Annotated in this window: 24 protein-coding genes; 18 read left to right on the top strand and 6 right to left on the bottom strand. The window is 69.3% G+C overall.

The genetic code is table 11. From position 1 onward, the window contains the following. Positions 1-27 precede the first annotated feature (27 nt). Positions 28-1,332, bottom strand: a complete 1,305-nt coding sequence (locus QM568_RS11020) for an aminotransferase class I/II-fold pyridoxal phosphate-dependent enzyme (RefSeq protein WP_415138756.1) — start codon at positions 1,330-1,332, stop codon at positions 28-30. An 88-nt stretch (positions 1,333-1,420) separates the two neighbouring features. Here QM568_RS11020 and pdxS point away from each other — a divergent pair, with 88 nt between their 5' ends. The 3 genes from pdxS to QM568_RS11005 all read left to right on the top strand — a co-directional run bounded on the left by pdxS (position 1,421) and on the right by QM568_RS11005 (position 3,956). After that, a complete protein-coding gene (gene pdxS / locus QM568_RS11015; RefSeq protein WP_415138754.1) occupies positions 1,421-2,314 on the top strand; it encodes a pyridoxal 5'-phosphate synthase lyase subunit PdxS in 894 nt (297 codons plus the stop codon). Further along, complete coding sequence (gene pdxT / locus QM568_RS11010; RefSeq protein WP_415138752.1) at positions 2,304-2,900, top strand: pyridoxal 5'-phosphate synthase glutaminase subunit PdxT; 597 nt, start codon at positions 2,304-2,306, stop codon at positions 2,898-2,900. Before pdxS ends, pdxT begins: the two co-directional genes overlap by 11 nt. A gap of 297 nt (positions 2,901-3,197) precedes the next feature. After that, entirely contained in the window at positions 3,198-3,956 is a 759-nt protein-coding gene (locus QM568_RS11005; protein ID WP_415138750.1) for a YebC/PmpR family DNA-binding transcriptional regulator, read from the top strand. A 135-nt stretch (positions 3,957-4,091) separates the two neighbouring features. Here the strand turns inward: QM568_RS11005 and QM568_RS11000 are convergent, their stop codons facing one another. Then, the gene (locus QM568_RS11000; RefSeq protein ID WP_415138748.1) at positions 4,092-4,388 is read right to left on the bottom strand and encodes a hypothetical protein; all 297 of its coding nucleotides are present in this window, start codon (positions 4,386-4,388) and stop codon (positions 4,092-4,094) included. Then, a complete protein-coding gene (locus QM568_RS10995) occupies positions 4,385-4,621 on the bottom strand; it encodes an addiction module protein (RefSeq protein ID WP_415138746.1) in 237 nt (78 codons plus the stop codon). The genes QM568_RS11000 and QM568_RS10995 overlap by 4 nt, the downstream gene beginning before the upstream one ends. 139 nt (positions 4,622-4,760) lie before the next feature. Between QM568_RS10995 and QM568_RS10990 the strand changes: the two genes are divergently transcribed. The 8 genes from QM568_RS10990 to QM568_RS10955 all read left to right on the top strand — a co-directional run bounded on the left by QM568_RS10990 (position 4,761) and on the right by QM568_RS10955 (position 12,979). Next, positions 4,761-4,940 (top strand): hypothetical protein, encoded by a 180-nt coding sequence (locus QM568_RS10990; RefSeq protein WP_415138744.1) that lies wholly within the window; start codon positions 4,761-4,763, stop codon positions 4,938-4,940. Positions 4,941-5,141: 201 nt separating this feature from the next. Beyond that, positions 5,142-5,726 (top strand): crossover junction endodeoxyribonuclease RuvC, encoded by a 585-nt coding sequence (gene ruvC, locus QM568_RS10985; protein ID WP_415138742.1) that lies wholly within the window; start codon positions 5,142-5,144, stop codon positions 5,724-5,726. A 9-nt stretch (positions 5,727-5,735) separates the two neighbouring features. Further along, positions 5,736-6,341, top strand: coding sequence for a Holliday junction branch migration protein RuvA (ruvA, locus tag QM568_RS10980; RefSeq protein WP_415138740.1), 606 nt, complete (start codon positions 5,736-5,738; stop codon positions 6,339-6,341). Next, positions 6,334-7,359, top strand: a complete 1,026-nt coding sequence (gene ruvB / locus QM568_RS10975) for a Holliday junction branch migration DNA helicase RuvB (protein WP_415138738.1) — start codon at positions 6,334-6,336, stop codon at positions 7,357-7,359. Before ruvA ends, ruvB begins: the two co-directional genes overlap by 8 nt. Before the next feature lie 74 nt (positions 7,360-7,433). Next, entirely contained in the window at positions 7,434-7,847 is a 414-nt protein-coding gene (locus QM568_RS10970; protein ID WP_415138736.1) for a preprotein translocase subunit YajC, read from the top strand. A gap of 57 nt (positions 7,848-7,904) precedes the next feature. Then, positions 7,905-9,659 (top strand): protein translocase subunit SecD, encoded by a 1,755-nt coding sequence (secD, locus tag QM568_RS10965; RefSeq protein WP_415138734.1) that lies wholly within the window; start codon positions 7,905-7,907, stop codon positions 9,657-9,659. Next, positions 9,659-10,651, top strand: a complete 993-nt coding sequence (gene secF / locus QM568_RS10960) for a protein translocase subunit SecF (protein ID WP_415138732.1) — start codon at positions 9,659-9,661, stop codon at positions 10,649-10,651. Before secD ends, secF begins: the two co-directional genes overlap by 1 nt. 72 nt (positions 10,652-10,723) lie before the next feature. Next, positions 10,724-12,979 (top strand): RelA/SpoT family protein, encoded by a 2,256-nt coding sequence (locus QM568_RS10955; RefSeq protein ID WP_415138730.1) that lies wholly within the window; start codon positions 10,724-10,726, stop codon positions 12,977-12,979. On the opposite strand, the gene QM568_RS10950 is transcribed toward QM568_RS10955, so the two are convergent. From QM568_RS10950 to QM568_RS10940, 3 genes are all read right to left on the bottom strand, one after another. Continuing rightward, positions 12,966-13,529 carry a hypothetical protein gene (locus tag QM568_RS10950; protein ID WP_415138728.1) on the bottom strand — a complete coding sequence of 188 codons (564 nt, stop codon included), beginning with the start codon at positions 13,527-13,529 and terminating at the stop codon, positions 12,966-12,968. The two genes, QM568_RS10955 and QM568_RS10950, sit on opposite strands and share 14 nt — an antisense overlap. A 63-nt stretch (positions 13,530-13,592) precedes the next feature. Next, positions 13,593-14,957: a DUF349 domain-containing protein gene (locus tag QM568_RS10945; protein WP_415138726.1), complete on the bottom strand. Its 1,365-nt coding sequence runs from the start codon at positions 14,955-14,957 to the stop codon at positions 13,593-13,595. Positions 14,958-15,057: 100 nt separating this feature from the next. Continuing rightward, on the bottom strand, positions 15,058-15,375 hold the full coding sequence (locus tag QM568_RS10940; protein WP_415138724.1) for a hypothetical protein: 318 nt from the start codon (positions 15,373-15,375) through the stop codon (positions 15,058-15,060). An 88-nt stretch (positions 15,376-15,463) separates the two neighbouring features. On the opposite strand from QM568_RS10940, the gene QM568_RS10935 reads away from it, so the two are divergent. From QM568_RS10935 to QM568_RS10905, 7 genes are all read left to right on the top strand, one after another. After that, positions 15,464-16,840: a replication-associated recombination protein A gene (locus QM568_RS10935; protein WP_415138722.1), complete on the top strand. Its 1,377-nt coding sequence runs from the start codon at positions 15,464-15,466 to the stop codon at positions 16,838-16,840. A 173-nt stretch (positions 16,841-17,013) separates the two neighbouring features. After that, a complete protein-coding gene (gene rpsD, locus QM568_RS10930; RefSeq protein WP_415138720.1) occupies positions 17,014-17,643 on the top strand; it encodes a 30S ribosomal protein S4 in 630 nt (209 codons plus the stop codon). A 105-nt stretch (positions 17,644-17,748) separates the two neighbouring features. Beyond that, positions 17,749-17,937, top strand: coding sequence for a hypothetical protein (locus tag QM568_RS10925; protein ID WP_415138718.1), 189 nt, complete (start codon positions 17,749-17,751; stop codon positions 17,935-17,937). A 46-nt stretch (positions 17,938-17,983) separates the two neighbouring features. Then, complete coding sequence (gene alaS / locus QM568_RS10920; protein WP_415138716.1) at positions 17,984-20,644, top strand: alanine--tRNA ligase; 2,661 nt, start codon at positions 17,984-17,986, stop codon at positions 20,642-20,644. Beyond that, positions 20,641-21,114 carry a Holliday junction resolvase RuvX gene (ruvX, locus tag QM568_RS10915; protein WP_415138714.1) on the top strand — a complete coding sequence of 158 codons (474 nt, stop codon included), beginning with the start codon at positions 20,641-20,643 and terminating at the stop codon, positions 21,112-21,114. Before alaS ends, ruvX begins: the two co-directional genes overlap by 4 nt. A 2-nt stretch (positions 21,115-21,116) precedes the next feature. Further along, complete coding sequence (mltG, locus tag QM568_RS10910; protein ID WP_415138713.1) at positions 21,117-22,589, top strand: endolytic transglycosylase MltG; 1,473 nt, start codon at positions 21,117-21,119, stop codon at positions 22,587-22,589. Continuing rightward, positions 22,582-23,394 carry a shikimate dehydrogenase gene (locus QM568_RS10905; protein ID WP_415138712.1) on the top strand — a complete coding sequence of 271 codons (813 nt, stop codon included), beginning with the start codon at positions 22,582-22,584 and terminating at the stop codon, positions 23,392-23,394. The genes mltG and QM568_RS10905 overlap by 8 nt, the downstream gene beginning before the upstream one ends. Positions 23,395-23,448 lie beyond the last annotated feature (54 nt).

Genomic DNA, 23,448 nt, shown 5'->3' with positions numbered 1-23,448 from the left:
GGGCGGGCGCCTGCCCGCTCTGAGCGATCATCGCAGAGCTGCGACGAGATCGGCGACGAGCGCGTCGGCGTCGTCGTCGGAGAGGTCGTGCACCGTGAGGCGCAGATGCCGCGATGGCTCGCTGCGCTCGGCGAGGGCGAACTCGTCGCCGGTGCGGGCGAGCCACCCCCGGCGCATCAGCCGTTCGACGACCTCGCGGGCGGGGCGGGGCAGCGGCACCCAGAGGCTCAGACCGTCGGATGCCGGTACATCGACGCCGTGCGCGCGCAGGCGCGCGGCGAACGCCTCGTTGCGGTCGGCGTAGTGCGCGGCCGCGGCGGCGATCTGCGCGCGCACCTCGGGGTCGGTGAGCTGGGCGAGGGCGAGCCGTTGCAGGAGGTGGCTGACCCAGGTGGTGCCGGGGCTCAGCCGCATGGCGAGCCGTTCGGCGGTTTCGGGGTCGGTGGCGGCGATCGCCAGGCACATGTCGGGGCCCAGGAACTTCGACACCGAGCGTACGAGGGCGAACCTGCGGTGCGCGGGGCCGATCAGCGACTCGTGCCGGCGCTGGGAGAGCATCGAGAAGTGATCGTCCTCGATGAGGAGGACGTACGGATGCTCGGTGAGCACCGCCCGCAGCTCGGCGGCGCGGCGTGGGCTGAGGCTCGCCCCGGTCGGATTCTGCGCCCGCGGCGTGCAGATGACCGCCCGCACTCCCGCGTCGAGGGCGGCGCGCAGGCCCTCGACCGTCATCCCGTCGTTGTCGACCGGCACCGGGATCGCACGGTAGCCGCCGAGACGGACGGTGTGGATGCTGGCGAGGAAGCAGGGATCCTCGAGGGCGACGGCGTCGTCGCGCATCAGTGCCTGTGCGAGCAGGCGCTCGACGGCGTCGACGGCGCCGCTGGTGATGGTGATCCTGAAGTCGGCGGTGAGATCGGCAGCGACCCATTCCCTGGCCCAGGCGTCGAGTGCCGCGTCGATCACGGGCTCGCCGTACAGCACCGGACGACCCGTGACGGTGGCGAGAGCGCGGGAGGGGTCGGGGATGAGACGCGGGTCGGGGTTGCCGGTGGCGATGTCGCGCAGTACGGTGTCGGGGGAGTAGCCCTCCTGCGGCACGGACTCGATGCCGGCGACGATCGTGCCGGCCCTGCCGCGGCTGACGACGAGCCCCGCCTGGGCGAGCTGGCGGTAGGCGGCGACCGCCGTGTTGCGATTGACGCCAAGGGTCGCTGCGAGCTCGCGCACCGGGGGCAGGGCGCTGCCGGCGCGCAGGACGCCCCGATCGCGCAGGCCGCGCACACAGTCGGCGATCTCCGCCGCGGTGGTGCCTGTGATGTCGTCGCTCATGTGCCCTCGCCACGATTCTAGGTTGTTCCGCACGATGCTAGTGTTTGGCATAGATCAATATGTGTTTGGTTTCACCCGAGGAGCTTCCATGACCGAACAGACCACCACCGGATCGTCGCGCGTCAAGCGCGGCCTGGCCGAGATGCTCAAGGGCGGCGTCATCATGGACGTCGTCACCGCAGAGCAGGCGAAGATCGCCGAAGACGCCGGAGCCGTCGCAGTGATGGCACTGGAGCGGGTGCCCGCCGACATCCGCGCCCAGGGCGGCGTCTCGCGCATGAGCGACCCCGACATGATCGACAGCATCATCGACGCGGTCTCCATCCCCGTCATGGCGAAGGCGCGCATCGGCCACTTCGTCGAGGCGCAGGTGCTGCAGGAGCTCGGCGTCGACTACATCGACGAGTCCGAGGTGCTCTCGCCCGCCGACTACGTCAACCACATCGACAAGTACGACTTCACGGTGCCGTTCGTGTGCGGCGCCACCAACCTCGGCGAGGCGCTGCGCCGCATCAACGAGGGCGCGGCGATGATCCGCTCCAAGGGAGAGGCCGGCACCGGCGACGTGTCGGAGGCGATGAAGCACATCCGCAAGATCCGCGGCGAGATCGCCGCGCTCACCGCCCTGCCCAAGGACGAGCTGTACGTGGCCGCCAAGGAGCTGCAGGCCCCGTTCGAGCTCGTCGCCGAGATCGCCGAGACCGGCAAGCTCCCCGTCGTCCTCTTCGTCGCCGGGGGAGTGGCGACACCTGCGGACGCCGCCATGATGATGCAGCTCGGCGCCGACGGCGTGTTCGTCGGATCCGGCATCTTCAAGTCGGGGAACCCGGCAGAGCGCGCCAAGGCGATCGTCAAGGCGACGACGTTCTACGACGACCCCAAGGTTATCGCCGAGGTCTCGCGCGGGCTCGGCGAGGCGATGGTGGGCATCAACGTCGCCGATCTCCCCGCCCCGCACCGCCTCGCCGAGCGTGGCTGGTAGCCCGAAGGTCGGCGTCCTCGCGCTGCAGGGCGACGTGCGCGAGCACGCCGCCCTGCTCGCGGGGCTCGGCGCCGATGTCGTGCTCGTCCGCCGCCCTGAGGAGCTCGCCGAGGTCGCAGGCCTCGTGATCCCCGGCGGCGAGTCGAGTGTCATCGACAAGCTCTCGCGGACCTTCGGTCTGCAGCATCCGATCCGCGCCGCGATCGCCGAAGGGATGCCGGTGCTCGGCACCTGCGCCGGGCTCATCATGCTCGCCGACCGTGTCGTCGACGCGATCGAGGGGCAGGAGTCGTTCGGCGGGCTCGACGTCGTCGTCCGCCGCAACGCCTTCGGACGGCAGGCCGAGTCCTTCGAGGCGGAGCTCGAGATGCCGGAGCTCGAAGGAGGACCCGTCAGAGCCGCCTTCATCCGGGGCCCTGTGGTCGAGAGCGTGGGACCTGCGGCATCCGTGCTCGCCGCTCTCGGGGACGGTCGTGTCGTCGCTGTCGAGCAGGCGGGCCTGCTCGGTCTGAGCTTCCACCCGGAGATCACGGGGGAGACCCGGTTCCACGAGCGGTTCCTCAGCGCGGTGTCGCAGCGGAGATGACCCGTCCGCCGAGCGCGCGCTCTGGCGGATGCCGCGGGTTCCCGCTTCCTCTCCGACGGCTCGTGGCCGCTCGACGAGGGGTGGGACAGCTGGCGGCAGACATCGGAGGCGGATGCTCCGCTGAGGCTCCCGGATCACCCGCTCGTGCGCGAGCTGCAGGCGCTCACCGGCGAGGACTGATCAGTCGCGCCGCTGCGACCCGCGCCGCCCGGTCGCCGCGAGGGTCTGCGCCGATTGGATAGACTTGACGATGCCCTGCGGGACGTTCCGCCGGGGTGAACACGAGCGGGAGACTCTATGTCCGGGCATTCCAAATGGGCCACGACCAAGCACAAGAAGGCCGTCATCGACGCGCGGCGTGCGAAGTCGTGGGCGAAGCTCATCAAGAACATCGAAGTGGCGGCCAAGCTGGGCGGCCCCGACCAGGCCGGCAACCCGACGCTCTTCGACGCGGTTCTCAAGGCGAAGAAGACCTCGGTCCCGAAGGACAACATCGATCGCGCGATCAAGCGCGGCGCCGGCATCGGTGGCGAGGCCGTCGAGTACACGTCGATCATGTACGAGGGCTACGGCCCCAACGGCGTCGCGCTCATGATCGAGTGTCTGACCGACAACAAGAACCGTGCCGCCGCGGAGGTCCGCACCGCGCTGAGCCGCAACGGCGGAACCCTCGCCGACCCCGGCAGCGTCGCCTACAACTTCAGCCGCAAGGGCGTCATCGTCGTCGGCTCCGATGGCACGACCGAGGACGACGTCATGATGGCGGCGCTCGAGGCGGGCGCTGAGGAGATCGAGCCGCACGCCGAGGGGTTCGAGGTCATCACCGAGGCCTCCGACCTCGTCGCCGTGCGCAGCGCTCTCGTCGACGCCGGCATCGAGTACGAGTCGGCCGACGTCGAGTTCGTCCCGAACCTCAAGGTCGAGATCGACGCCGACACCGCGCGCAAGGTGTTCCGCCTCATCGACGCGCTCGAGGACAGCGATGACGTGCAGAACGTCTTCAGCAACTTCGACCTCACCGCCGAAGTGCAGGCGGAGCTCGAGAACGACGAGTAAGCCAAGGTTCGCCAAACGCACTCACCTGTGATCGTGCGCGTCTGCGCGGTTCCAGTGTGTCGGTGACTCGTGGCGCTTGCCCAGGCTCTGGCTTCGGCGACGCCGTCGTGCTGCTCAGTCGTTCAGTCGGTGGAGTCAGTAGCCCGGCTCTCGGCGCTCGTGGGCGTAAGCGAGGATCAGGATCGTGTCCGGCTCCACCGTGTAGACGATGCGGTACGGGTATCCGCGAACAGCCTTGCTGCGGATCACGGCGCCATCGTCAGCGGTCGTGAATGGCGGTGCGGCGTTCGGCCACTGGTCGAGGTCTTTTCGGGCTTGCCGCGCTCGGTCGATCAGCGCAAGGCCGATCCCTGGTTCCTGCTCTTCAAACCAGTGCACGGCGGCGTCGAACTCGGCGACGGCCTCCGGGTGCTCCCGCTGGGGCAGGATCATGCGGTGAGCGAGGCCCGCAGACGCTCGTAGTGCTCGTCAGCATCCATCAGCTCGACCGCACCCTCACGTACCTCGGCCAGTCGCCGGGTGGCCTCGGCGCGCCAGGCCGCATCGACCTCGCCCGCGTCGCCTGCATCATGGAGGCTTTCGAGCAGGGCGTTAGCGACGACCGCGCGCTGATCGGCGTCGAGCGCGAGGCCGTCTCGGATCAGCGCCCGGGTGTCGGGTGTCATGTCTGCAAGTGTACGTCCAACGGCCGATAATCGCCCTGAGCGTCTGTGTCTCGGGTTGCGGGGCTGCTGTGAACGTCCCGCTGACGCGACGTGCTGCCGATGCCCATAGGCCGCGTGCTGGCCCGTCGCGTCGTGGGTCGTGGCGGTGTGGGTCGCGTCCGGTCGGGTCGCTGAGTCGCCGTTCGCGTTCGGTGAGTGCCTGCTGCCGCTGTTCTTGCTCGGCGCGGGCCTTGCGTCTGCCGAGCCTGCCGATGGCGGCGAGTCGGCCACTGGCATCGGCCTCGCGCTCGACAGCGGCGAGATAAGCCTCGATCCGTAAGTTGTTGTGTGGCCGTGGTAGGCCGGGTGTGGCAGAGCCTTGATTGCCTGTTGGTGGCTCCGAAGGATTGGCCGCCCGGTCCTCTGGGGGCGCCTCGGCTGCTGATTGAGAAGCGCGTCCTGGTCGCTGTTGCCGCACCTCGGCTAAGCCAACAGGGCGTGCCTGCCCTGCGGTGTCGGCGCTGACGCCTAGCCTGGAGCGGTGACCTCCTCCTCGTTGCGCGTGCTCGGCATCGACCCCGGCCTCACCCGCTGCGGCGTCGGCATCGTCGACGTCGATCGCGCCCGCCGCGGATCGCTCGTGCACGTCGGAGTGATCCGCACCCCGGTCGATGAGCCGATCGGCGAACGGCTCGCACAGATCGCCGCAGGCATCCGCGAGGCGATCTCAGTGCACGCCCCCGATGCGGTCGCCGTCGAGCGGGTGTTCGCGCAGCAGAACAGCCACACCGTCATGGGCACAGCGCAGGCGAGCGGCATCGCGCTGCTCATCGCGGCCGAGGCCGGTCTTCCCGCCGCGACCCACACCCCGAGCGAGGTGAAGGCGGCCGTGACGGGCTACGGATCGGCCGACAAGCGGCAGGTGCAGGCGATGATCGCTCGCATTCTGCGCCTGGATGCGCCGCCTCAGCCTGCGGACGCTGCGGATGCGCTGGCGATCGCGCTGTGCCACGCCTGGCGCCGCGGCGCCCCCGCCGGCGGCGGAACGGACGCGCTCACGCCCGCGCAGCGCGCCTGGGCCGATGCCGAGCGTGTCGCTCGAACGTATGTACGAGCGCGCGTCTAGGCTGAAGGCATGATCTCCTCTCTGCATGGCGTCGTGCTGCACGCGACGTCCGATCAGATCGTCCTCGACGTGGGCGGGGTGGGCTTCTGTGTCGCCGTGCCCGGCGACGTCGCTCACACCGCTGCGGTCGGCGAGCGGATGCTGCTGCACACCAGCCTCATCGTGCGCGAGGACGCCCTGTCGCTCTACGGCTTCGCCGACCGCAGCGAGCTGGAGATCTTCGGCCTGCTCATCAGCGTCACCGGCGTCGGCCCGAAGTCCGCCCTCGGCGTGCTCTCGCATCTCACCGTCGACCAGATCGCTGAGGCGGTGACGGCTGAGGACGACGCCCCGTTCCGGCGCGTCTCGGGAATCGGCCCGAAGACGGCGAAGCTCATCGTCGTGCAGCTCGCCGGCAAGGTGCAGGCGACGGCGCCGAAGCGTACTGCCTCCGGCGGGGCTGCGAACGACGTGGTCGACCAGCTGGCCGCAGCCCTCGTCGGCCTCGGCTGGTCGGAGCGGGTCGCCGCGGAAGCGGCCGCGCAGACGGCATCCGATGCGACCGAGGCCGAACGCGCCTCCGTCGCCCCGCTGCTGCGCCGTGCGCTGGCGGCGCTGGGGCCGGCCCGTGTCTGACGCGCGCGACGCCACCGAGCCCGTCGACGAGACCGAGCTCGCGATCGAGGGCGCGCTGCGCCCGAGCAGCCTCGACGAGTTCGTCGGGCAGTCGAAGGTGCGAGGGCAGATGAAGCTCCTGCTGGAGGCAGCGGCGATCCAGGGGCGCACGGCCGATCACATCCTGCTGGCAGGGCCTCCAGGGCTCGGCAAGACGACGCTCGCGATGATCGTCGCCCACGAGAGCGGCCGACCGCTGCGCATGTCCAGCGGCCCGGCCATCCAGCACGCCGGCGACCTCGCAGCCCTCCTGTCGAGCCTCATGCCGGGGGAGGTGCTCTTCATCGACGAGATCCACCGGATGGCGCGATCCGCCGAGGAGATGCTCTACCTCGCGATGGAGGACTTCCGCATCGACATCATGGTCGGCAAGGGCGCAGGAGCCACCAGCATCCCCTTGGAGCTGGCCCCGTTCACCCTCGTGGGCGCGACGACCCGTTCCGGGCTGCTGCCGAACCCGCTGCGCGATCGCTTCGGCTTCACCGGCCATCTGGAGTTCTACGACCAATCCGAGCTGGAGCAGGTGATCGCTCGTTCGGCGATCGTGCTCGGCGTCGACCTTCCGCCGGACGCTCTCGCCGAGATCGCCCGGCGCTCGCGCGGCACTCCCCGCATCGCGAACCGGCTGCTGCGCCGGGTGCGCGACTACGCGCTGGTGCACAGCGGGGGAGCGGCATCGCTCTCCGGTGTCCGCGCGGCGCTGGAGCTGTACGACGTGGATCCGATCGGCCTCGACCGTCTTGACCGCGCCGTGCTCGAGGCGCTCGTCAAACGCTTCCGCGGAGGGCCTGTCGGTCTCAGCACGCTGGCGGTGGCCGTCGGCGAAGAGGCGGAGACCGTCGAGAGCGTCGTCGAACCCTACCTCGTGCGGATCGGGTTCCTCGGGCGCACCCCGCGCGGCCGCGTGGCGATGCCCGAGGCCTACGCCCACCTCGGCGTGGTCCGCCAGGCCGAGGACGCGCTGTTCGATGACTTATAATCGCTGAAGACTTCCGTCACATCCCCCGAAGTGCAGGCCGCAGTTGGCGTGTGCGCGAATGAAAGGCATCCGTCATGGTGGATCCCACACTGCTCATGCTGCCGGTCCTCGGTGTTCTCATCGTCTTCATGTTCATCAACAGCCGCAAGCGGCAGAAGCAGCTGAAGGCCGATCAGGAGGAGAAGGCGACCAAGACGGTCCCTGGTGCCAAGGTGCTGCTGCAGGGCGGTCTGTACGGCACGATCGTCGCGTACAACCCCGATGACCTCGACGAGCCCGCGCTTGTGGAGATCGCTCCCGGTACCGTCATCGAGGTGCACAGCCAGGCGATCCTGCGGATCGTCGAGCCGAAGGATGCCGTCACCGAAGAGGTCGCGGACGACGTGACGGATGCCCTGGACACCGAGGCAGAAGCGGACCAGGTCCCGTCCATCGAGACCGCCGAGCAGACGCGGGCGCGTCTCGAGCGCGGCGCGGACGACAAGTAATCCCTCTCATGATGTGCGCGCCGCGTCGGTGCGCACGCACGTCAGAAAGCTGAGCACGTGGCTTCTTCCTCACCGGTCCGTCATGCGTGGCGGGTTCTCATCGGTCTGCTCGTGGTGACCGCCGTCTTCTTCGGCATCAACGCCCTCGGCGTGTACGTCTTCCAGGACGACGCAGGCAAGCCCGCCAGCTCCTGGGCGCCGGAGCTCGCGCTCGACCTGCAGGGCGGAACGCAGATCATCCTCGAGGCACAGAGCGCCGACGGCGCCGCGCCCTCGCAGGAGCAGCTCGACCAGGCCGCCGCGATCATCCGCCAGCGCGTGGACGCCTCGGGTGTGGCCGAGGCGGACATCACGACCGAGGGCGGCAAGAACATCGTCGTGCAGATCCCCGGTCGCGCCGACGAGGAGACGCTCAACCGCATCAAGTCCAGCGCGCAGCTCGAGTTCCGCGCCGTGCTCGCGACCACGGCCGCCGCAACCGCGTTCACCGGAGAGGACGGCAACACGACGCCGTATCCGACGCCGGACGCCTCGATGAACGCGACGCCGACGGCGACGCCGACCGACGCGAGCGACCTGTCGTGGATCACCGACAAGCTGCAGGCCGAGTTCCTGTCCTACGACTGCGCGAATCCGTCGACGGGCGCTGCCCAGGCGCCGAAGGACGAACCGATCGTCGCCTGCGACCCCACAGGGACGGCCAAGTACCTGCTCGGCCCTGCCGAGCTCGACGGCACGGCGATCACCGACGCGACTGCCGGGCGCGACCAGACCTCCGGCGCGTGGGTCGTGAATCTCACCATGAACGCCGACGGCGCCGAAGCCTTCGGCAAGGTCAGCATCCGCCTGTACCAGAACAAGCTCGACGGACTCTCGCCGCGCGACCAGTTCGCGTTCGTGCTCGACGGCTCGGTGATCAGCGCCCCGCAGATGAACGGGCAGATCCTCGACGGCCGCCCGAGCATCTCGGGCAGCTTCAACCAGGAGAGCGCCACGACTCTCGCCGACCAGCTCAAGTTCGGCGCCCTGCCGCTGAGCTTCGACGTGCAGAGCTCCGGAACGGTCTCGGCGACGCTGGGAACCCAGCAGCTGCAGATCGGCCTCATCGCTGGCCTCATCGGCCTCGCGCTCGTCGCCGTGTACTCGCTGTTCGCGTACCGCGCCCTGGGGGCCGTGATCGTGGCCTCCATCGCCGTGATGGGCGTGCTCACCTACATCGTGATCTGCATCCTCGCCTGGCGCATGGGCTTCCGCCTCTCGCTCGCCGGTGTCGCCGGACTCATCGTGTCGATCGGCTTCGTCGCGGACTCGTTCATCGTGTACTTCGAGAGGATCCGGGACGAGCTCAGAGACGGCAAGTCGATCACCGCGGCCGTCGAAGACGGATGGGGTCGAGCCAAGCGCACGATCTACATCTCGAAGTCGATCAACATCCTCGCCGCCGTCGTGCTCTACATCCTCGCGGATGCGACGGTGAAGGGGTTCGCCTTCACCCTCGGACTCACGACCATCATCGACGTGTTCATCTTCGTGATCTTCACGCACCCGGTGATGCAGCTGCTCGGCCGCACGCGCTTCTTCGGCGAGGGGCACAAGCTCTCCGGCCTCGACCCCGAGTCGCTCGGCGCCGTCTACCGCGCGCGCACCCAGTACCGCAGCGTCGTCACAGCCTCCAGCGGACGCGGCGCCAAGAACGCCCGCGCCCGCGGCGAGGCCGAGCGCCGCCAGACCATCGCCGAGCGCAAGCGCGCAGAGGCGCAGGCCGGCGCCGGCGGCAGTACCGACACCACGAACGGGGAGGGGGAGAACTGATGGCCTCCATGAACGAATTCGGCAACAACCTCTACTCGGGCAAGACCTCGTTCCCGTTCGTCGGCAAACGTCGGCTGTGGTTCATCATCGCGATCGCCCTCGTCGCGGCATCCGCTCTGGTGCCGTTGCTGCGTCCGATCCAGTTCTCCATCGAGTTCACCGGCGGCTCGCAGTTCACAGTCTCGTCGCCGTCGAGCACGGACCAGGAGAAGGCCTCCGACGTCGTCCACTCGGTCGTCCCCGGCGCCACCGCGAAGGTCGTGACGGTCAACAACCAGGATCTGCGGATCCAGACCGACCAGATGACCGAGAACGAGACCGAGCAGGTGTCGATCGCCCTCGCCGAGGCCTTCGAGGTCGACGTCAAGAAGGTGACCTCGTCGTTCATCGGCCCCGCCTGGGGCGAGAATGTCACCAGGCAGTCGCTCTGGGGCCTGGCGATCTTCCTCGCACTGACCTTCCTCATCCTCGCGCTCTACTTCCGCACCTGGAAGATGTCGGCCGCGGCCATCATCGGCCTGCTCGACGTGCTCGTGATCACGATCGGCGTCTACGCGCTGGCCGGCTTCGAGATCTCGCCCGCCGCGGTGATCGGGTTCCTCACGATCCTTGCGTACTCGCTGTACGACACCACGGTCGTGTTCGACAAGATCCGCGAGAACACCACGGAGGACGGCGACCAGTCCGGTCGCACCTTCGGCGAATCGGTCAACCTCGCCGTCAACCAGACACTCATCCGCTCCATCAACACCTCGGTGGTCGCAGCGCTCCCGGTCGGTGCGATCCTCTTCATCGGTGCGTTCTGGCTCGGCGCGGAGACTCTCACCGACATCTCGCTGTCGATCTTCGTCGGCATCCTCGTGGCCACCTATTCCACGCTGTTCGTGGCGGCACCGCTCTACTCGCTGTTCCGCGAGGGAGAGCCGAAGATCGCCGCGCGCGATGCGAAGATCCTCGAGGCACGCCAGAAGGCCACTACCGCCGCCGTGTGATCCCCGTCGTCGTGCGGGGCCCCCCCCCCCACGACGCGCGTAAGATGTTCTGATCGGTGAGAAGGAGAGCGGATGGCGGAACCGCATTCGACGTCGCAGGGTTCGAGTCTGCGACGGCTGGTTCCCCGCATCTTCTCGCGTGCGCCCAGGATCAACGATCTCGACAACCTGATCCGCACCGTCCGCGTCAATCACCCCAAGGGCGACTTCGCCGTCATCGAGCGCGCTTACGCCGTCGCGAAGGAGAAGCACGAGGGCCAGAAGCGCCAGAGCGGCGAGCCCTACATCACCCACCCGCTCGCCGTCGCGCAGATCCTCGCCGAGCTCGGCCTGGGTCCGCGCGCGATCGCCGCGGCCCTGCTGCACGACACGGTCGAGGACACCGGCTACGCGCTCACCGACCTCACGGCTGAGTTCGGCGACGAGGTCGCCATGCTCGTGGACGGCGTGACGAAGCTCGACAAGGTCAAGTACGGCGAGAGCGCGCAGGCCGAGACCGTCCGCAAGATGATCGTCGCGATGTCGAAGGACATCCGCGTGCTGCTCATCAAGCTCGCCGATCGCCTGCACAACGCCCGCACCTGGGGATTCGTCCCGCCCGAGAAGGCCGCCAAGAAGGCGAAGGAGACGCTCGAGATCTACGCGCCGCTGGCGAACAGGCTCGGCATCCAGGCCATCAAGTCGGAGCTGGAGGATCTGTCCTTCGCGGTGCTGCATCCGAAGATCTACAACGAGATCCAGAGCCTCATCGCCCAGCGCACCCCGCAGCGCGAGACGTACCTGCGCCAGGTGGTCGAGGAGATCGATGACGATCTGCGCGATCTGCGCATCCGCGGCAATGTCGTCGGCCGGCCCAAGCAGCTGTACTCGGTGTATCAGAAGATGGTCGTGCGCGGTCGCGAGTTCGATGACATCTACGATCTCATCGGCATCCGCGTCATCGTCGCCTCCGTCCGCGACTGCTACGCCGTGCTCGGCGCGATCCACGCCCGCTGGACCCCGCTGCCCGGTCGGTTCAAGGACTACATCGCGACGCCGAAGTTCAACCTCTACCAGTCGCTGCACACGACGGTCATCGGCCCGTCGGGGCGGACGGTCGAGATCCAGATCCGCACGCACGAGATGCATCAGCAGGCCGAGTACGGCGTCGCCGCGCACTGGATGTACAAAGAGCGCATGAACGGCGGCAAGGCCGAGATCCGGGCCTCCGACGCCGACATGGCTTGGCTCGCGCACATTTCGGACTGGCAGGCGGAGACGGCCGATCCCGGCGAGTTCCTCGATTCGCTGCGCTTCGAGATCGGCGCGAAGGAGGTCTACGTCTTCACCCCGAAGGGACGCGTCATCGGACTTCCGGCGGGGGCGACCCCGGTCGACTTCGCCTATGCCGTGCACACCGAGATCGGCCATCGCACGATGGGATCCCGCGTGAACGGGCGTCTCGTGCCGCTGGAGTCGGAGCTCAAGAGCGGTGACGTCGTCGAGGTCTTCACCTCGAAGAACCCGGATGCCGGTCCCAGCCAGGACTGGCTCGGATTCGTGAAGAGCACCCGTGCGCGCAACAAGATCCGCGGGTGGTTCACCAAGGAGCGCCGCGAGGAGGCGATCGAGCAGGGCAGGGAGGCCATCGCGCGCGCGATGCGCCGTCAGAATTTGCCGCTGCAGCGCCTGATGAGCCAGGACTCGTTCGCGGAGGTCGCCCGGCAGCTGCGCTACGAGGACGTCTCCGCGCTGTATGCCGCGGTCGGCGAAGGCCACATCTCCACGCAATCGGTGCTCGAGAAGGTCACCGCGCTCGTGGCGGCCGAGGACACGGCCACCGGAACGATCGAGATCCCCGGGCGCATTCCGTCGCGCGAGCCGCGATCCGGCGACTCCGGCGTACTCGTGCGCGGGGCGGCCGACATCCTCGTCAAGCTGGCCAAGTGCTGCACCCCCGTCCCTGGCGACCCCATCGTCGGATTCGTCACCCGCGGCAGCGGAGTGTCGGTGCACCGCGCCGATTGCGTCAACGCGAAGGCGCTGAGCACCGAGGACCAGCAGGATCGCTTCGTGGAGGTGTCCTGGGCGCCCACCACGAAGAGCGTGTTCCGGGTGCAGATCCAGGTCGAGGCGCTGGACCGCTCTGGCCTGCTCTCCGACGTCACCCGGGTGCTCAGCGAGCACCACGTGAACATCCTCTCGGCGACGGTCTCGACGACCGACGAGCGCCTGGCGCTCAGCCGGTTCGTGTTCGAGATGGGAGATGCCGTGCATCTGGATCGCGTGCTGAACGCCGTGCGTCGCATCGACGCCGTCTACGACGTCTACCGCGTCACGTCGTCCTGACCGGCCCCGCGTCGCGGAGCGCGTCGAGAGCACGCAGCGCCGCGTGCAGACCCGGCACCCGCCGACGCGTGTTGAGTGCCAGGCCGGCGTACTCGACGGTCGACGGCGCGATCACCGCCAGTCCGCGGATCCAGGGCTCGAGCCCCGGGTCGCGTCCGCTTGCCAGGAGCATGTCGCACAGTGTCCGCTCGGGAGTGGTGACGGCCACGCCGCTGAGGATCACGACATCCTCCGCGGCCAGACACCGGTCGTGGTACACGAGGCGCCGGTGACGGGCGACTCTCGGCCTGTGCGGCGTGGTGCGCTGCACGTGATGGCGGGTCGGCGGGGCATCGCCCGCACCGTGGATCCAGGCCGCCGTCGGGCCCGCCGCCGCGGTGCCAGGGGGCATCATCGGGAGAACCGCGTGCGCGCGGAGGGTGGCGCCCTCCACGAGATCAGCCGGCACGTAGAGCTCGCCGAGCTCGACGACGTCACCGTCGATGCGGGCGGCGCTCAACTCGCTGATGCTCAGCCGACGACCGGGCAGATAGAGGAACGCGGGGTGCATCAGGCCAGTGTGGCCGATGCACCCCGCGTCCGGGTGCGTTCATCGCGATCTGTGGAGAACCGCTCAGCCGCCGAGGGCGCTGAGCCAGGCGCGACGGGCTTCGAGCGCATCCGCCGCGGCTTTTGCCGCCTTCTTGTCCCCGGACTTCTCGGCCGCGGCGAGTTCGGCCTCGAGCTTCTCGATCGCTTCGACGAGCTGCGCGCTCATGTCGTTGGCACGTGCCTTCGTCTCGGGGTTGTTCTTCTTCCAGTCGACGTCTTCGCGGGCCTTCAGCGCCTGCTCGATGACGCGGAGGCGATCATCGAGGGCGCGCTCCTTCTCGCGGGGGGTGATCCGGCCGACCTCGTCCCACTGGCGCTGGATACGGGTCAACAGGGCCCGGGCGCTCTTGATGTCCGGTTCGTCGGCGACGGCCTTCGCCTCTTCGAGCAGCGCCTGACGGGCCTCGATCCTCGGAGCGGAGTCGGCCTCCTCGGCGGCGGCCTGCTCGGCACGGGCCGAGTACAGCGCGTCGCCGGCGGCCTTGAACCGTGCCCAGAGCGCATCGTCGGCCTTGCGGCCTGCACGGCCGGCATTCTTCCACTCGTCGAGGAGCGTGCGGTACGCGGGGATCCCGTCGACGCCTCGCGAGGCCAGGGCCTCGGCGCGCTCGACGAGGCGGGTCTTGGCGTCGCGCGCTGCCTTGTGCGCGTCGTCGAGCTCGGAGTAGAACGCACGGCGGTGCTTGTCGATCGTGGAGCGCGCGTCCCGGAAGCGCTTCCAGAGCTGCTGGGCGACGCCCTTGGGCAGACGCGGACCGGTCTGCTGGTGCGTCTGCCAGGCGTCGAACAGCTCGCCCATCTCGCTGGTGACCTGCTTCCACTGCACCTTCGACAGGTCGCGAGCGGCCACAGCCTCTGCGCGCTCGACGAGCGCGGTGCGCTCGGCGATCGCAGCGTCGACGAGCTCCTTCGCCGCCTGGGCTTCGGCGGCGGTGGCCTCGGCCAGCGAGCCGATGAGCGCGTTCAGGCGTTCGCGAAGACCCGCGAGATCGCCGACGGCGGCAGCCTCGGTCGCCTCCTCGAGCACGTGACCAGCCTGCGTTGCCAGCTCGCTCGCCGAAGCGCCACCGGCCTGATGGCGCTGCTCGAGAGCGTGCACCTTGAACGCGATGTCGTCGTACTTGCGCACGAAGTAAGCGAGAGCCTCATCAGGGGTGCCGTCCGGGAACTGCCCGACGACGCGCCAGGTCTCGCCCTCGAGCACCTCGACGGTGCCGTCATCGGAGACGCGGCCCCACTTCGCGACCTCTTCCGGGGAGGAGGTGGGGGCGACCGGAGCCGCAGCGGCGACCGGGGCGACGGGCTGCGCCGGGAGCTTGCGCGGCAGCGGCGCTACCGGTGGTGCGGGGACGGGGGGAGTCGGCTTCGAGGGCTCGGTGGCAGACACGATGATTCTCCTTGCGCGGACGACCGCGGGAGGCGGAAAGGACGAGGCTCAGCCTAGTACGACGGCGCCCGTGTGTCGTGGCAGGGCCGTGCGCATCGCGCTACCCGGCCGGCGGGGTCGTCGCCTCATCGGACGGCACCGGGGTGACGGCATCCGTCGGAGAAGGCGTTGGCGCCACATCGGGGGTGACCGTCGAGGTCGGCGTCGGCGACGGCACGGGTGCGGTGACCTGCGCGTGGACCACCTGGCTGGCGAACGCCGCGATGACGATCACGGCGCCGGCGATGCCGACGATCGTGTTGTCGCGCACCCGGCGGCTGATCTGCCGGTCGTGCCAGGCCTTTCGCGCCTCGTGCAGTCGGGCGCGCTCCGCCTGGGCGCGCGCCTGCTGTGCGCTTTTGGAACCGCGTGCAGCCATACCTCAGTGCTCCCTACCGGATGTGAACGGCGACGTCGCCTGAAAGCCTAGCGTCGCCGACGTCCGTGCTCCGCATTAGCCTGGAGCGATGACCTCTGCAGCAGCGCTCCTCTCCGGGCAGACCCCGCTCGCGGTGCGCATGCGACCCGTCTCGCTAGCCGAGGTCGCCGGGCAGAAGCACCTCCTGCGCGCAGGCTCCCCGATCGTCGCTCTGGCCGATCCCGCGGCGACCGCGCCCGGCGCTGTGTCCATCATCCTGTGGGGGCCGCCCGGTACCGGCAAGACGACGCTCGCGCAGGCGATCGCGCGCTCGTCTGGGCGCCGGTTCGTGGAGCTCTCCGCGATCACCGCCGGCGTCAAGGACGTGCGCGAGGTCATGCAGGAGGCGATCACCCAGCGCGACCTGTACGGTCAGACCACGATCCTCTTCCTCGACGAGATCCACCGCTTCACCAAAGCGCAGCAGGATGCGCTGCTGCCCGGCGTCGAGAACGGCTGGGTGATCCTCATCGCGGCCACCACCGAGAATCCGTCGTTCTCGGTGATCTCGCCGCTGCTGTCCCGATCGCTGCTGCTCACGCTGCAGCCGCTCACCGACGACGACATCGGCGTGCTCGTCGACAGGGCGGTCGCCGACGCCCGCGGACTCGCCGGCGCCGTCGCCCTCGCCGACGACGCCCGGTCCGCTCTCGTCCGCCTCGCCTCCGGCGACGCGCGCCGGGCGCTGACTGGGCTCGAGGCCGCCGCCGCGGTCGCGCTCTCCCGCAACGGCGCCGGCGACGACGACGAACCCGACGACGACAGCGACACCGACGGTGAGGCGGCTGCGGCCGAGGTGACCGCCGACGATGTCGCCCAGGCTATCGACAAGGCGCTGCTGCGCTACGACCGGCAGGGCGACGAGCACTACGACGTCATCAGCGCCTTCATCAAGTCGATCCGCGGATCCGATCCCGATGCGGCCCTGCACTACCTCGCGCGCATGATCGAGGCCGGAGAGGATCCGCGCTTCATCGCGCGGCGCCTCGTCATCTCCGCCTCCGAGGACGTCGGTCTCGCCGATCCGCAGGCGCTCGCGATCGCCGTCGCCGCGGCCGATGCCGTCGCGTTCATCGGGATGCCGGAGGGGCGCATCCCGCTGGCCGAGGCGACGGTGTACCTCGCGACGACGGCGAAGTCGAATGCGGCGTACATGGCGCTGGACGCCGCCATCGCCGACATCCGCGCCGGCGGCTTCGGCCGGGTGCCGATCCACCTGCGCGATGCGCACTATCCGGGAGCCAAGCGACTCGGGCACGGCCGCGGCTACGCGTACCCGCACGACAGCGAGCACGGCATCCTCCCGCAGCAGTATCTGCCGGACGAACTCGACGGACGCCGGTACTACCAGCCGAAGAACCTCGGCGCCGAGCGCGACATCACCGTGCGGCTCGAGAAGATCCGCCGCATCCTCGACGATCGGTGACAGCGGGGCCGTTCGCCGGTCTGTTAGACTTGAGCGGCTCGAAACCGAGTTTTCGGGCATCTCCTCGTTCACACCCCACCTCGACGGCGCCCCGGCGTGCGCCTCGAGGCAGAACGCGGCGATACGTCCGCGAGTCGCGAGAGCCGCGACCGCGTCATCGGAAGGACAGCTTCGTGACCACGAAGTCCCAGGACCGCCGCAAGGTCCGTCTCAGCCGCGCCCTCGGCGTCGCTCTCACCCCGAAGGCCGCCCGCTACCTCGAGAAGCGTCCCTACGCTCCGGGCGAGCACGGCCGCACCAAGCGCAAGGCCGACAGCGACTACGCTGTGCGTCTGCGTGAGAAGCAGCGTCTGCGCGAGCAGTACGGCATCCGCGAGAAGCAGATGCGAAACACCTTCAACGAGGCTCGCCGCACCGAGGGCCTGACGGGTGAGAACCTCGTCGAGCTCCTCGAGATGCGTCTCGACGCCCTCGTGCTGCGTTCGGGCTTCGCCCGCACCACCGCACAGGCTCGTCAGCTCGTCGTGCACCGTCACATCCTCGTCGACGGCCAGCTCGTCGACCGCCCGTCGTTCCGCGTGAAGCCGGGCCAGCTCATCCACGTCAAGGCCAAGTCCGAGAGCACCGAGCCGTTCCAGGTCGCAGCAGCCGGCGGTCACGCCGAGGTCCTGCCCCCGGTCCCGGGCTACCTCGAGGTCGAGCTCGACAAGCTCCAGGCGCGTCTCGTGCGTCGCCCGAAGCGCGCCGAGGTCCCCGTGACCTGCGAAGTGCAGCTCGTCGTCGAGTACTACGCAGCTCGCTGATCCAGCGTTCAGTGCAGGAGGCGTCGGGGCGACCCGACGCCTCCTGTCGTTTGCGCATACGATGGAGTCACCGCGCCCTCGCGGGTCAAAGGCAAGGATGAACGCATGAAGAGCATGCTCTGGTTTCTGATCGGCGTGATCGGCGGTTTCGTCGCGGCCCATTTCATGAACAAGGACCCGCGCGGCCATGATCTCCTCGCCGAGCTCGACGCGAGGATCAACCGCTTCACGGGGATCGTCGGCGACGCGTACCGCGAGCAGGAGGCCCGGCTCACCGAGCCCGCCGACGACTGACCCGCAGCCCTTTCACCGTTCACACGCAAGGACACCCGGCACACCTATGAACACTGCGGAGATCGCGCAGCGCTACCTCGACTACTTCGAGAAGAACGACCACCTCATCGTCCCCTCGGCCTCGCTCGTCAGCGACGATCCATCGCTGCTGTTCACGGTCGCCGGCATGGTCCCGATGATCCCGTACCTCACCGGGGTCGTCCCGGCGCCGCATCCGCGCATCGCCGATGTCCAGAAGTGCATCCGCACCAACGACATCGAGGAGGTGGGCCGCACCGCTCGCCACGGCACGTTCTTCCAGATGCTGGGCAACTGGTCCTTCGGCGACTACTTCAAAGAGGGTGCGATCCGCTACGCCTGGGAGCTGCTGACCTCCTCGGAGTCCGACGGGGGCCTGGGTTTCGACGAGAAGGACCTCTGGGTCACCGTCTACGAGACCGACGACGAGGCCGAGGCCATCTGGCGCGACATCATCGGCCTGAAGCCGGAGCGCATCCAGCGCCTGGGGCGCGCGGACAACTACTGGAACACCGGTCAGCCCGGCCCTGGTGGACCGGACAGCGAGATCTTCTTCGACCGCGGCCCGGCCTACGGCAAGGACGGCGGCCCCGCCGTCGACGACGCGCGGTACCTGGAGATCTGGAACCTCGTCTTCATGCAGGAGCTCGTCGCCGACGTGCGCAGCAAGACCGAGTTCGACATCGTGGGGGAGCTCCCCATGAAGAACATCGACACGGGCATGGGGCTCGAGCGCGTCGCCTTCCTCAAGCAGGGCGTCGAGAACATGTACGAGACCGACCAGGTGCGTCCGGTGCTCGACCGCGCGGTCGAGCTCTCCGGCCGCACCTACGGCAAGGTCCACGAGGACGACGTGCGCTTCCGCGTGATCGCCGACCACGTGCGCTCCTCTCTCATGCTGCTCTCCGACGGTGTGCGCCCCTCGAACGAGGGCAGGGGCTATATCCTCCGCCGCCTCATGCGCCGCACCGTGCGCGCCATGCGCCTGCTCGGCGTCGACGACCCGGCGTTCCCCGAACTGTTCGCCGCCTCGCGCGATGCGATGAAGTCGGCCTATCCCGTGCTCGAGTCCGATTGGTCGACCCTCTCGGCTGCCGCGTTCGCCGAGGAGGAGGCCTTCCGGCGCACTCTCGCGCAGGGCTCCACGATCCTCGATCTCGCCCTCGACGAGACCAAGAAGAGCGGCGGCTCGCAGCTCAGCGGCTCGGAGGCCTTCCTGCTGCACGACACCTACGGCTTCCCGATCGATCTCACGCTCGAGGTCGCCGAGGAGGCCGGTCTCCAGGTCGACCGCACCGCATTCGACGCGCTCATGCAGGAGCAGCGGCAGCGCGCCAAGGCCGACGCCCGCAGCCGCAAGCGCCAGCTCGCCGACGTTTCGGTGTACCGCGACCTGCGCGCCCTCGGCGAGACCGGCTTCGACGGCTACACCGCGCTCGAAGTCGAATCGCGCGTGCTCGGCATCCTCATCGACGGCCAGCCGGCGCGCACCGCCGTGGAGGGGCAGATCGCCGAGGTCGTGCTCGCCGAGACGTCGCTCTATGCCGAGTCGGGCGGCCAGGTCGCCGACAAGGGAACCATCGTCGGCCCCGGGTTCGAGCTCGAAGTGCTGGACGTGCAGCGCCCTGTCCCCGGCCTCATCAGCCACACGGTGGAGGTCAGCCGCGGCGCCGTCGCTGTCGACGATGCGGCGACCACGATCGTCGACGCCGCCAACCGGCGGGCCGCGCGCCAGGCGCACTCCGCGACGCATCTCGTGCACGCGGCGCTGCGCGACACCCTGGGCAAGACCGCCACACAGGCGGGTTCTCTCAACCGCGCCGGATACATGCGCTTCGACTTCTCGTGGTCGCAGGCCCTGTCGGAGCAGACCCGCACCGAGATCGAGGAGATCACGAACCACGCGGTGCAGGACGCGCTCGAGGTGACCACCCGCGTCCTCTCGCTGGACGAGGCCAAGGAAGCAGGCGCCATGGCGCTGTTCGGCGAGAAGTACGGAGACGTCGTGCGCATGGTCGACATCGGCGGCCCGTGGTCGCGCGAGCTCTGCGCGGGCACGCACGTGACGAACAGCGCCGAGATCGGTCTCGTCAGCATCGTCGGCGAGTCGTCGGTCGGTGCCTCCAACCGCCGCATCGAGGCTCTCGTCGGGCAGGAGGCGTTCCGCTCACTGGCCGCCGAGCGCGCACTCGTCTCGCAGCTGAGCACGTCGCTGAAGACACCTCGCGAGCAACTGCCGGAGCGCATCGCCGATCTCGCCGCGAGCCTGAAGGCGGCGGAGAAGCGGATCGCCCAGTTCGAGGCGAAGGAGCGCGCAGGACAGGTGCCGGCGATCGCCGACGCCGCCGTGCGCGTGGGCGATTTCCTCCTGGCGTCGACGTCGCTCGGAGAGGTCGCCTCGGCCGACGACGTGCGCGACATCGTGCTCGGCGTGCGGGAGCGGCTCGGCTCCGCCGCAGCGGTCGTGGCCCTCGGCGGCGTCGTCGACGGCCGGGCGGTCGTCGTCGTCGCGACGACCGAAGGTGCTCGCTCCGCCGGCGCCAAGGCGGGCGTGCTCGCCAAGCGCGCGGCAGGCGTGCTCGGCGGCGGAGGCGGCGGTCGCGACGATGTCGCTCAGGGTGGAGGCACGGATGCAGCCGCCCTCGGCGCCGCCCTCGACGCCGTCTCGCAGGAGCTGCAGTCAGCGTGAGCGCATGGCGTCGCGGTGTCCGTCTGGGCGTCGACGTCGGCAGGGCACGGGTCGGGGTCGCACGCTGCGATCCCGACGGCCTGCTCGCGGTTCCCGTGGATACCGTGCCGCGCGACGAGGCGTCGATCGACCGCATCGCGCAGCTCGCCGCCGAGTACGAGCCGATGGAGTTCGTCGTCGGCCTTCCCGTGAACCTGCGCGGAACCGATACGGCCTCGACCGCCGACGCGAGGGATTTCGCGGTGGCGCTGCTGGCCCGCACGGGCGTTGCGGTGCGCCTCGTGGACGAGCGGCTGAGCACCGTGACCGCGCACGCCGCGCTGCGCGCTTCGGGCAGGACTCAGAAGAACTCTCGTAGCATTGTGGATCAGGTCGCCGCGGTTGTGCTGCTGCAGCAGGCGATCGACACCGAGAAGAGCATCGGGAACCCGCCCGGCGCCCTGGTCTCACTCGATGAGGAGCCCCCCTGAGCATGCCCGAACGCGACAGCGCCTCCCCTCAGCACGATCCGGACGCCCGCCTCGGCGCCCTGTTCGAGAATCTCCCCGCTCCGGCGCATCGGGTCCCCACGGTGGACGATGCCCCGCCGGCACCTGGATCTCGCCGAGCCGCGCGTGAGGCGGCTGCCGCTGCGACGACACCGGCCTCCCGCTACCAGCCCCTCTCGACCGAGGCCCGCTCCGCCGAGGATCCGGCGGTCGAGGATCCGGCGGCATCGATGGACTCCGCGCTCTCCGAGACCGAGCAGCAGGAGCTGCAACCCGAGGTGGCCGGAGCCGCAGAACCGGGCGTTCCCGCGCTCGGCGGGGGACTGGACGATCTCTTCCGCAGCGAGCATGACGAGCATCGGGCCGCGCCCAGGAAGAAGCGCCGCACCGGATGCGTCGTCGCCCTGATCATCGTCCTCGTGCTGCTCGGCGGCATCGCGGCCGGTGGCGTGTGGGTGTGGAACACCTACGGCGACAAGATCAGCGACGCGATGGGCTGGGGAGAACCGAAGGACTGGGAAGAGGGGCAGGCCGGCGCCGAGGTGTTCGTGACCGTGTCCGAGGGGGACAACGGCCAGTCGATCTCCACGACGCTGTACGAGTCCGGAGTCACGAAGACGAAGGAGGCGTTCTACGAGTATCTGATCTCGTCCGGGAACAACCCGACCTTCTATCCCGGCGTCTACCGGATGCAGGAGAAGATGAGCTCTGCCGCGGCGCTCGCTGCGATCACCGACGAAGCCAATCGCGTCGAGAACTCCGTGACGATCCCCGAGGGATACACCGCGGCGCAGGCCATCGCGGCGGTCGCACTCGCCACAGGCATCCCCGAGGCCGATTTCACCGCTGAGGCGGCGAACTACACGCAGTTCGGCATCCCCGCCGAGGCGCCGAGCATCGAAGGCTATCTCTTCCCGGCCACCTATACGTTCGACCCTGATGCGACGGCGAAGGCCGTCCTCCAGCGCATGGTCGACGAGACCTATACCCGGCTCGATGCGCTCGGCGTCGCCGAACAGGATCGGTTCCGCATCCTCACGCTCGCAGCTCTCGTGCAGAAGGAGTCGGGGCCGTCGGCGGAGGACATGCGCAAGATCGCCCGTGTGTTCCTGAACCGCATCGACATCGACATGCTGCTGCAGTCGGACGCCACGGTCGCGTACGGCGCAGGCATCACCGGCACCGTGTGGACGACGCCGGAGCAGCGCGAAGACGCGTCGAACCTCTACAACACCTATGTGCATCATGGGCTTCCTGCGGGGCCGATCTCGCTGCCGGGCGAGGAAGCGCTCAAAGCCGCCATCGACCCTGCCGACGGCTCGTGGCTGTATTTCGTCGCCGTGGATCTGCGCACCGGAGAGACGCTGTTCTCGGACACCTACGAGCAGCATCTGGACGCCGTCGATCAGCTCGATGCCTGGTGCCGGGTCGATGAGAACAAGCCGTACTGTGCCTGAGTCGCATCTGGCGGTGTGGGGTGACCCGATCGCCCACTCGAAGTCGCCCCAGCTGCATGCGGCCGCGTACGAGGTGCTCGGCTTCGACTGGCAGTACGACCGCCGTCAGGTGACCGAGGCGGCCTTCGCCTCGACCGTGCGCGCGCTCGACGACTCGTGGCGCGGGCTGTCGCTCACGATGCCGTTGAAGGAGCAGGCGTTCCGCATCGCCGACATCCGCGACGCCCACGCCGGGCTCACCGGCGTCGCCAACACCCTTCTGCTCGGAGAGCGGATCGCCGCGTTCAACACCGATGTCGGCGGCATCGTCGACGCACTGGCGGAGCACCGCATCGTCGCGCTCGAGCGGGTGCGCCTCCTCGGCGCAGGCGCGACCTCGGCATCCGCTCTGGTGGCGGTGTCGGATCTGGGAGCAACGCACGTCGACGTGCGCGCACGGCGCCCCGAGCGCGCCAGGAGCCTCGCAGCCCTGGGGGAGCGGCTCGGCGTCGCCGTGACGATCGCGCCCTTCGACGCGGCATCGGATGCCGTCGACCTCACGATCGCCTCGCTCCCCGGCGGCACGGTGCTGGACGAGGCGGTCGTCGGCCCGCTCGCCGCTCGCGGCGGGGCGCTGTTCGACGTCGCCTACTCGCCGTGGCCCTCGGCGCTGGCGGCATCGTGGACCGGCGGGGAGGCCATCGCAGGGCTCGGGATGCTGCTGCATCAGGCGGTGCGCCAGATCCGCATCTTCGCGCACGGCGATCCGTCGCTCCCGCTCGCCGATGAGGCCGCGGTGATCGCGGCGATGCGTGCCGCACTGTAGCGCGTCGAACGTCACGGAGACGAGGAAGCTCCGAACGCATGGGAGACTGGAGCA

It is taken from the genome of Microbacterium sp. (assembly GCF_047607465.1).
In the GTDB taxonomy this organism is placed as follows: Bacteria; Actinomycetota; Actinomycetes; order Actinomycetales; family Microbacteriaceae; genus Microbacterium.
Note: the sequence above shows the minus strand (reverse complement) of the source record. Positions and strands in the feature narration are given on the sequence as shown.

Coding starts and splice junctions, on each gene's coding strand:
- pdxS (WP_415138754.1), top strand. CDS start 1,421: ATGACCGAACAGACCACCACCGGATCGTCGCGCGTCAAGCGCGGCCTG.
- QM568_RS10950 (WP_415138728.1), bottom strand. CDS start 13,529: ATGCACCCCGCGTTCCTCTATCTGCCCGGTCGTCGGCTGAGCATCAGC.
- QM568_RS11020 (WP_415138756.1), bottom strand. CDS start 1,332: ATGAGCGACGACATCACAGGCACCACCGCGGCGGAGATCGCCGACTGT.
- secF (WP_415138732.1), top strand. CDS start 9,659: ATGGCCTCCATGAACGAATTCGGCAACAACCTCTACTCGGGCAAGACC.
- ruvA (WP_415138740.1), top strand. CDS start 5,736: ATGATCTCCTCTCTGCATGGCGTCGTGCTGCACGCGACGTCCGATCAG.
- QM568_RS10955 (WP_415138730.1), top strand. CDS start 10,724: ATGGCGGAACCGCATTCGACGTCGCAGGGTTCGAGTCTGCGACGGCTG.
- QM568_RS11005 (WP_415138750.1), top strand. CDS start 3,198: ATGTCCGGGCATTCCAAATGGGCCACGACCAAGCACAAGAAGGCCGTC.
- QM568_RS10940 (WP_415138724.1), bottom strand. CDS start 15,375: ATGGCTGCACGCGGTTCCAAAAGCGCACAGCAGGCGCGCGCCCAGGCG.
- QM568_RS10995 (WP_415138746.1), bottom strand. CDS start 4,621: ATGACACCCGACACCCGGGCGCTGATCCGAGACGGCCTCGCGCTCGAC.
- QM568_RS10935 (WP_415138722.1), top strand. CDS start 15,464: ATGACCTCTGCAGCAGCGCTCCTCTCCGGGCAGACCCCGCTCGCGGTG.
- mltG (WP_415138713.1), top strand. CDS start 21,117: ATGCCCGAACGCGACAGCGCCTCCCCTCAGCACGATCCGGACGCCCGC.
- alaS (WP_415138716.1), top strand. CDS start 17,984: ATGAACACTGCGGAGATCGCGCAGCGCTACCTCGACTACTTCGAGAAG.
- QM568_RS11000 (WP_415138748.1), bottom strand. CDS start 4,388: ATGATCCTGCCCCAGCGGGAGCACCCGGAGGCCGTCGCCGAGTTCGAC.
- QM568_RS10925 (WP_415138718.1), top strand. CDS start 17,749: ATGAAGAGCATGCTCTGGTTTCTGATCGGCGTGATCGGCGGTTTCGTC.
- QM568_RS10970 (WP_415138736.1), top strand. CDS start 7,434: ATGGTGGATCCCACACTGCTCATGCTGCCGGTCCTCGGTGTTCTCATC.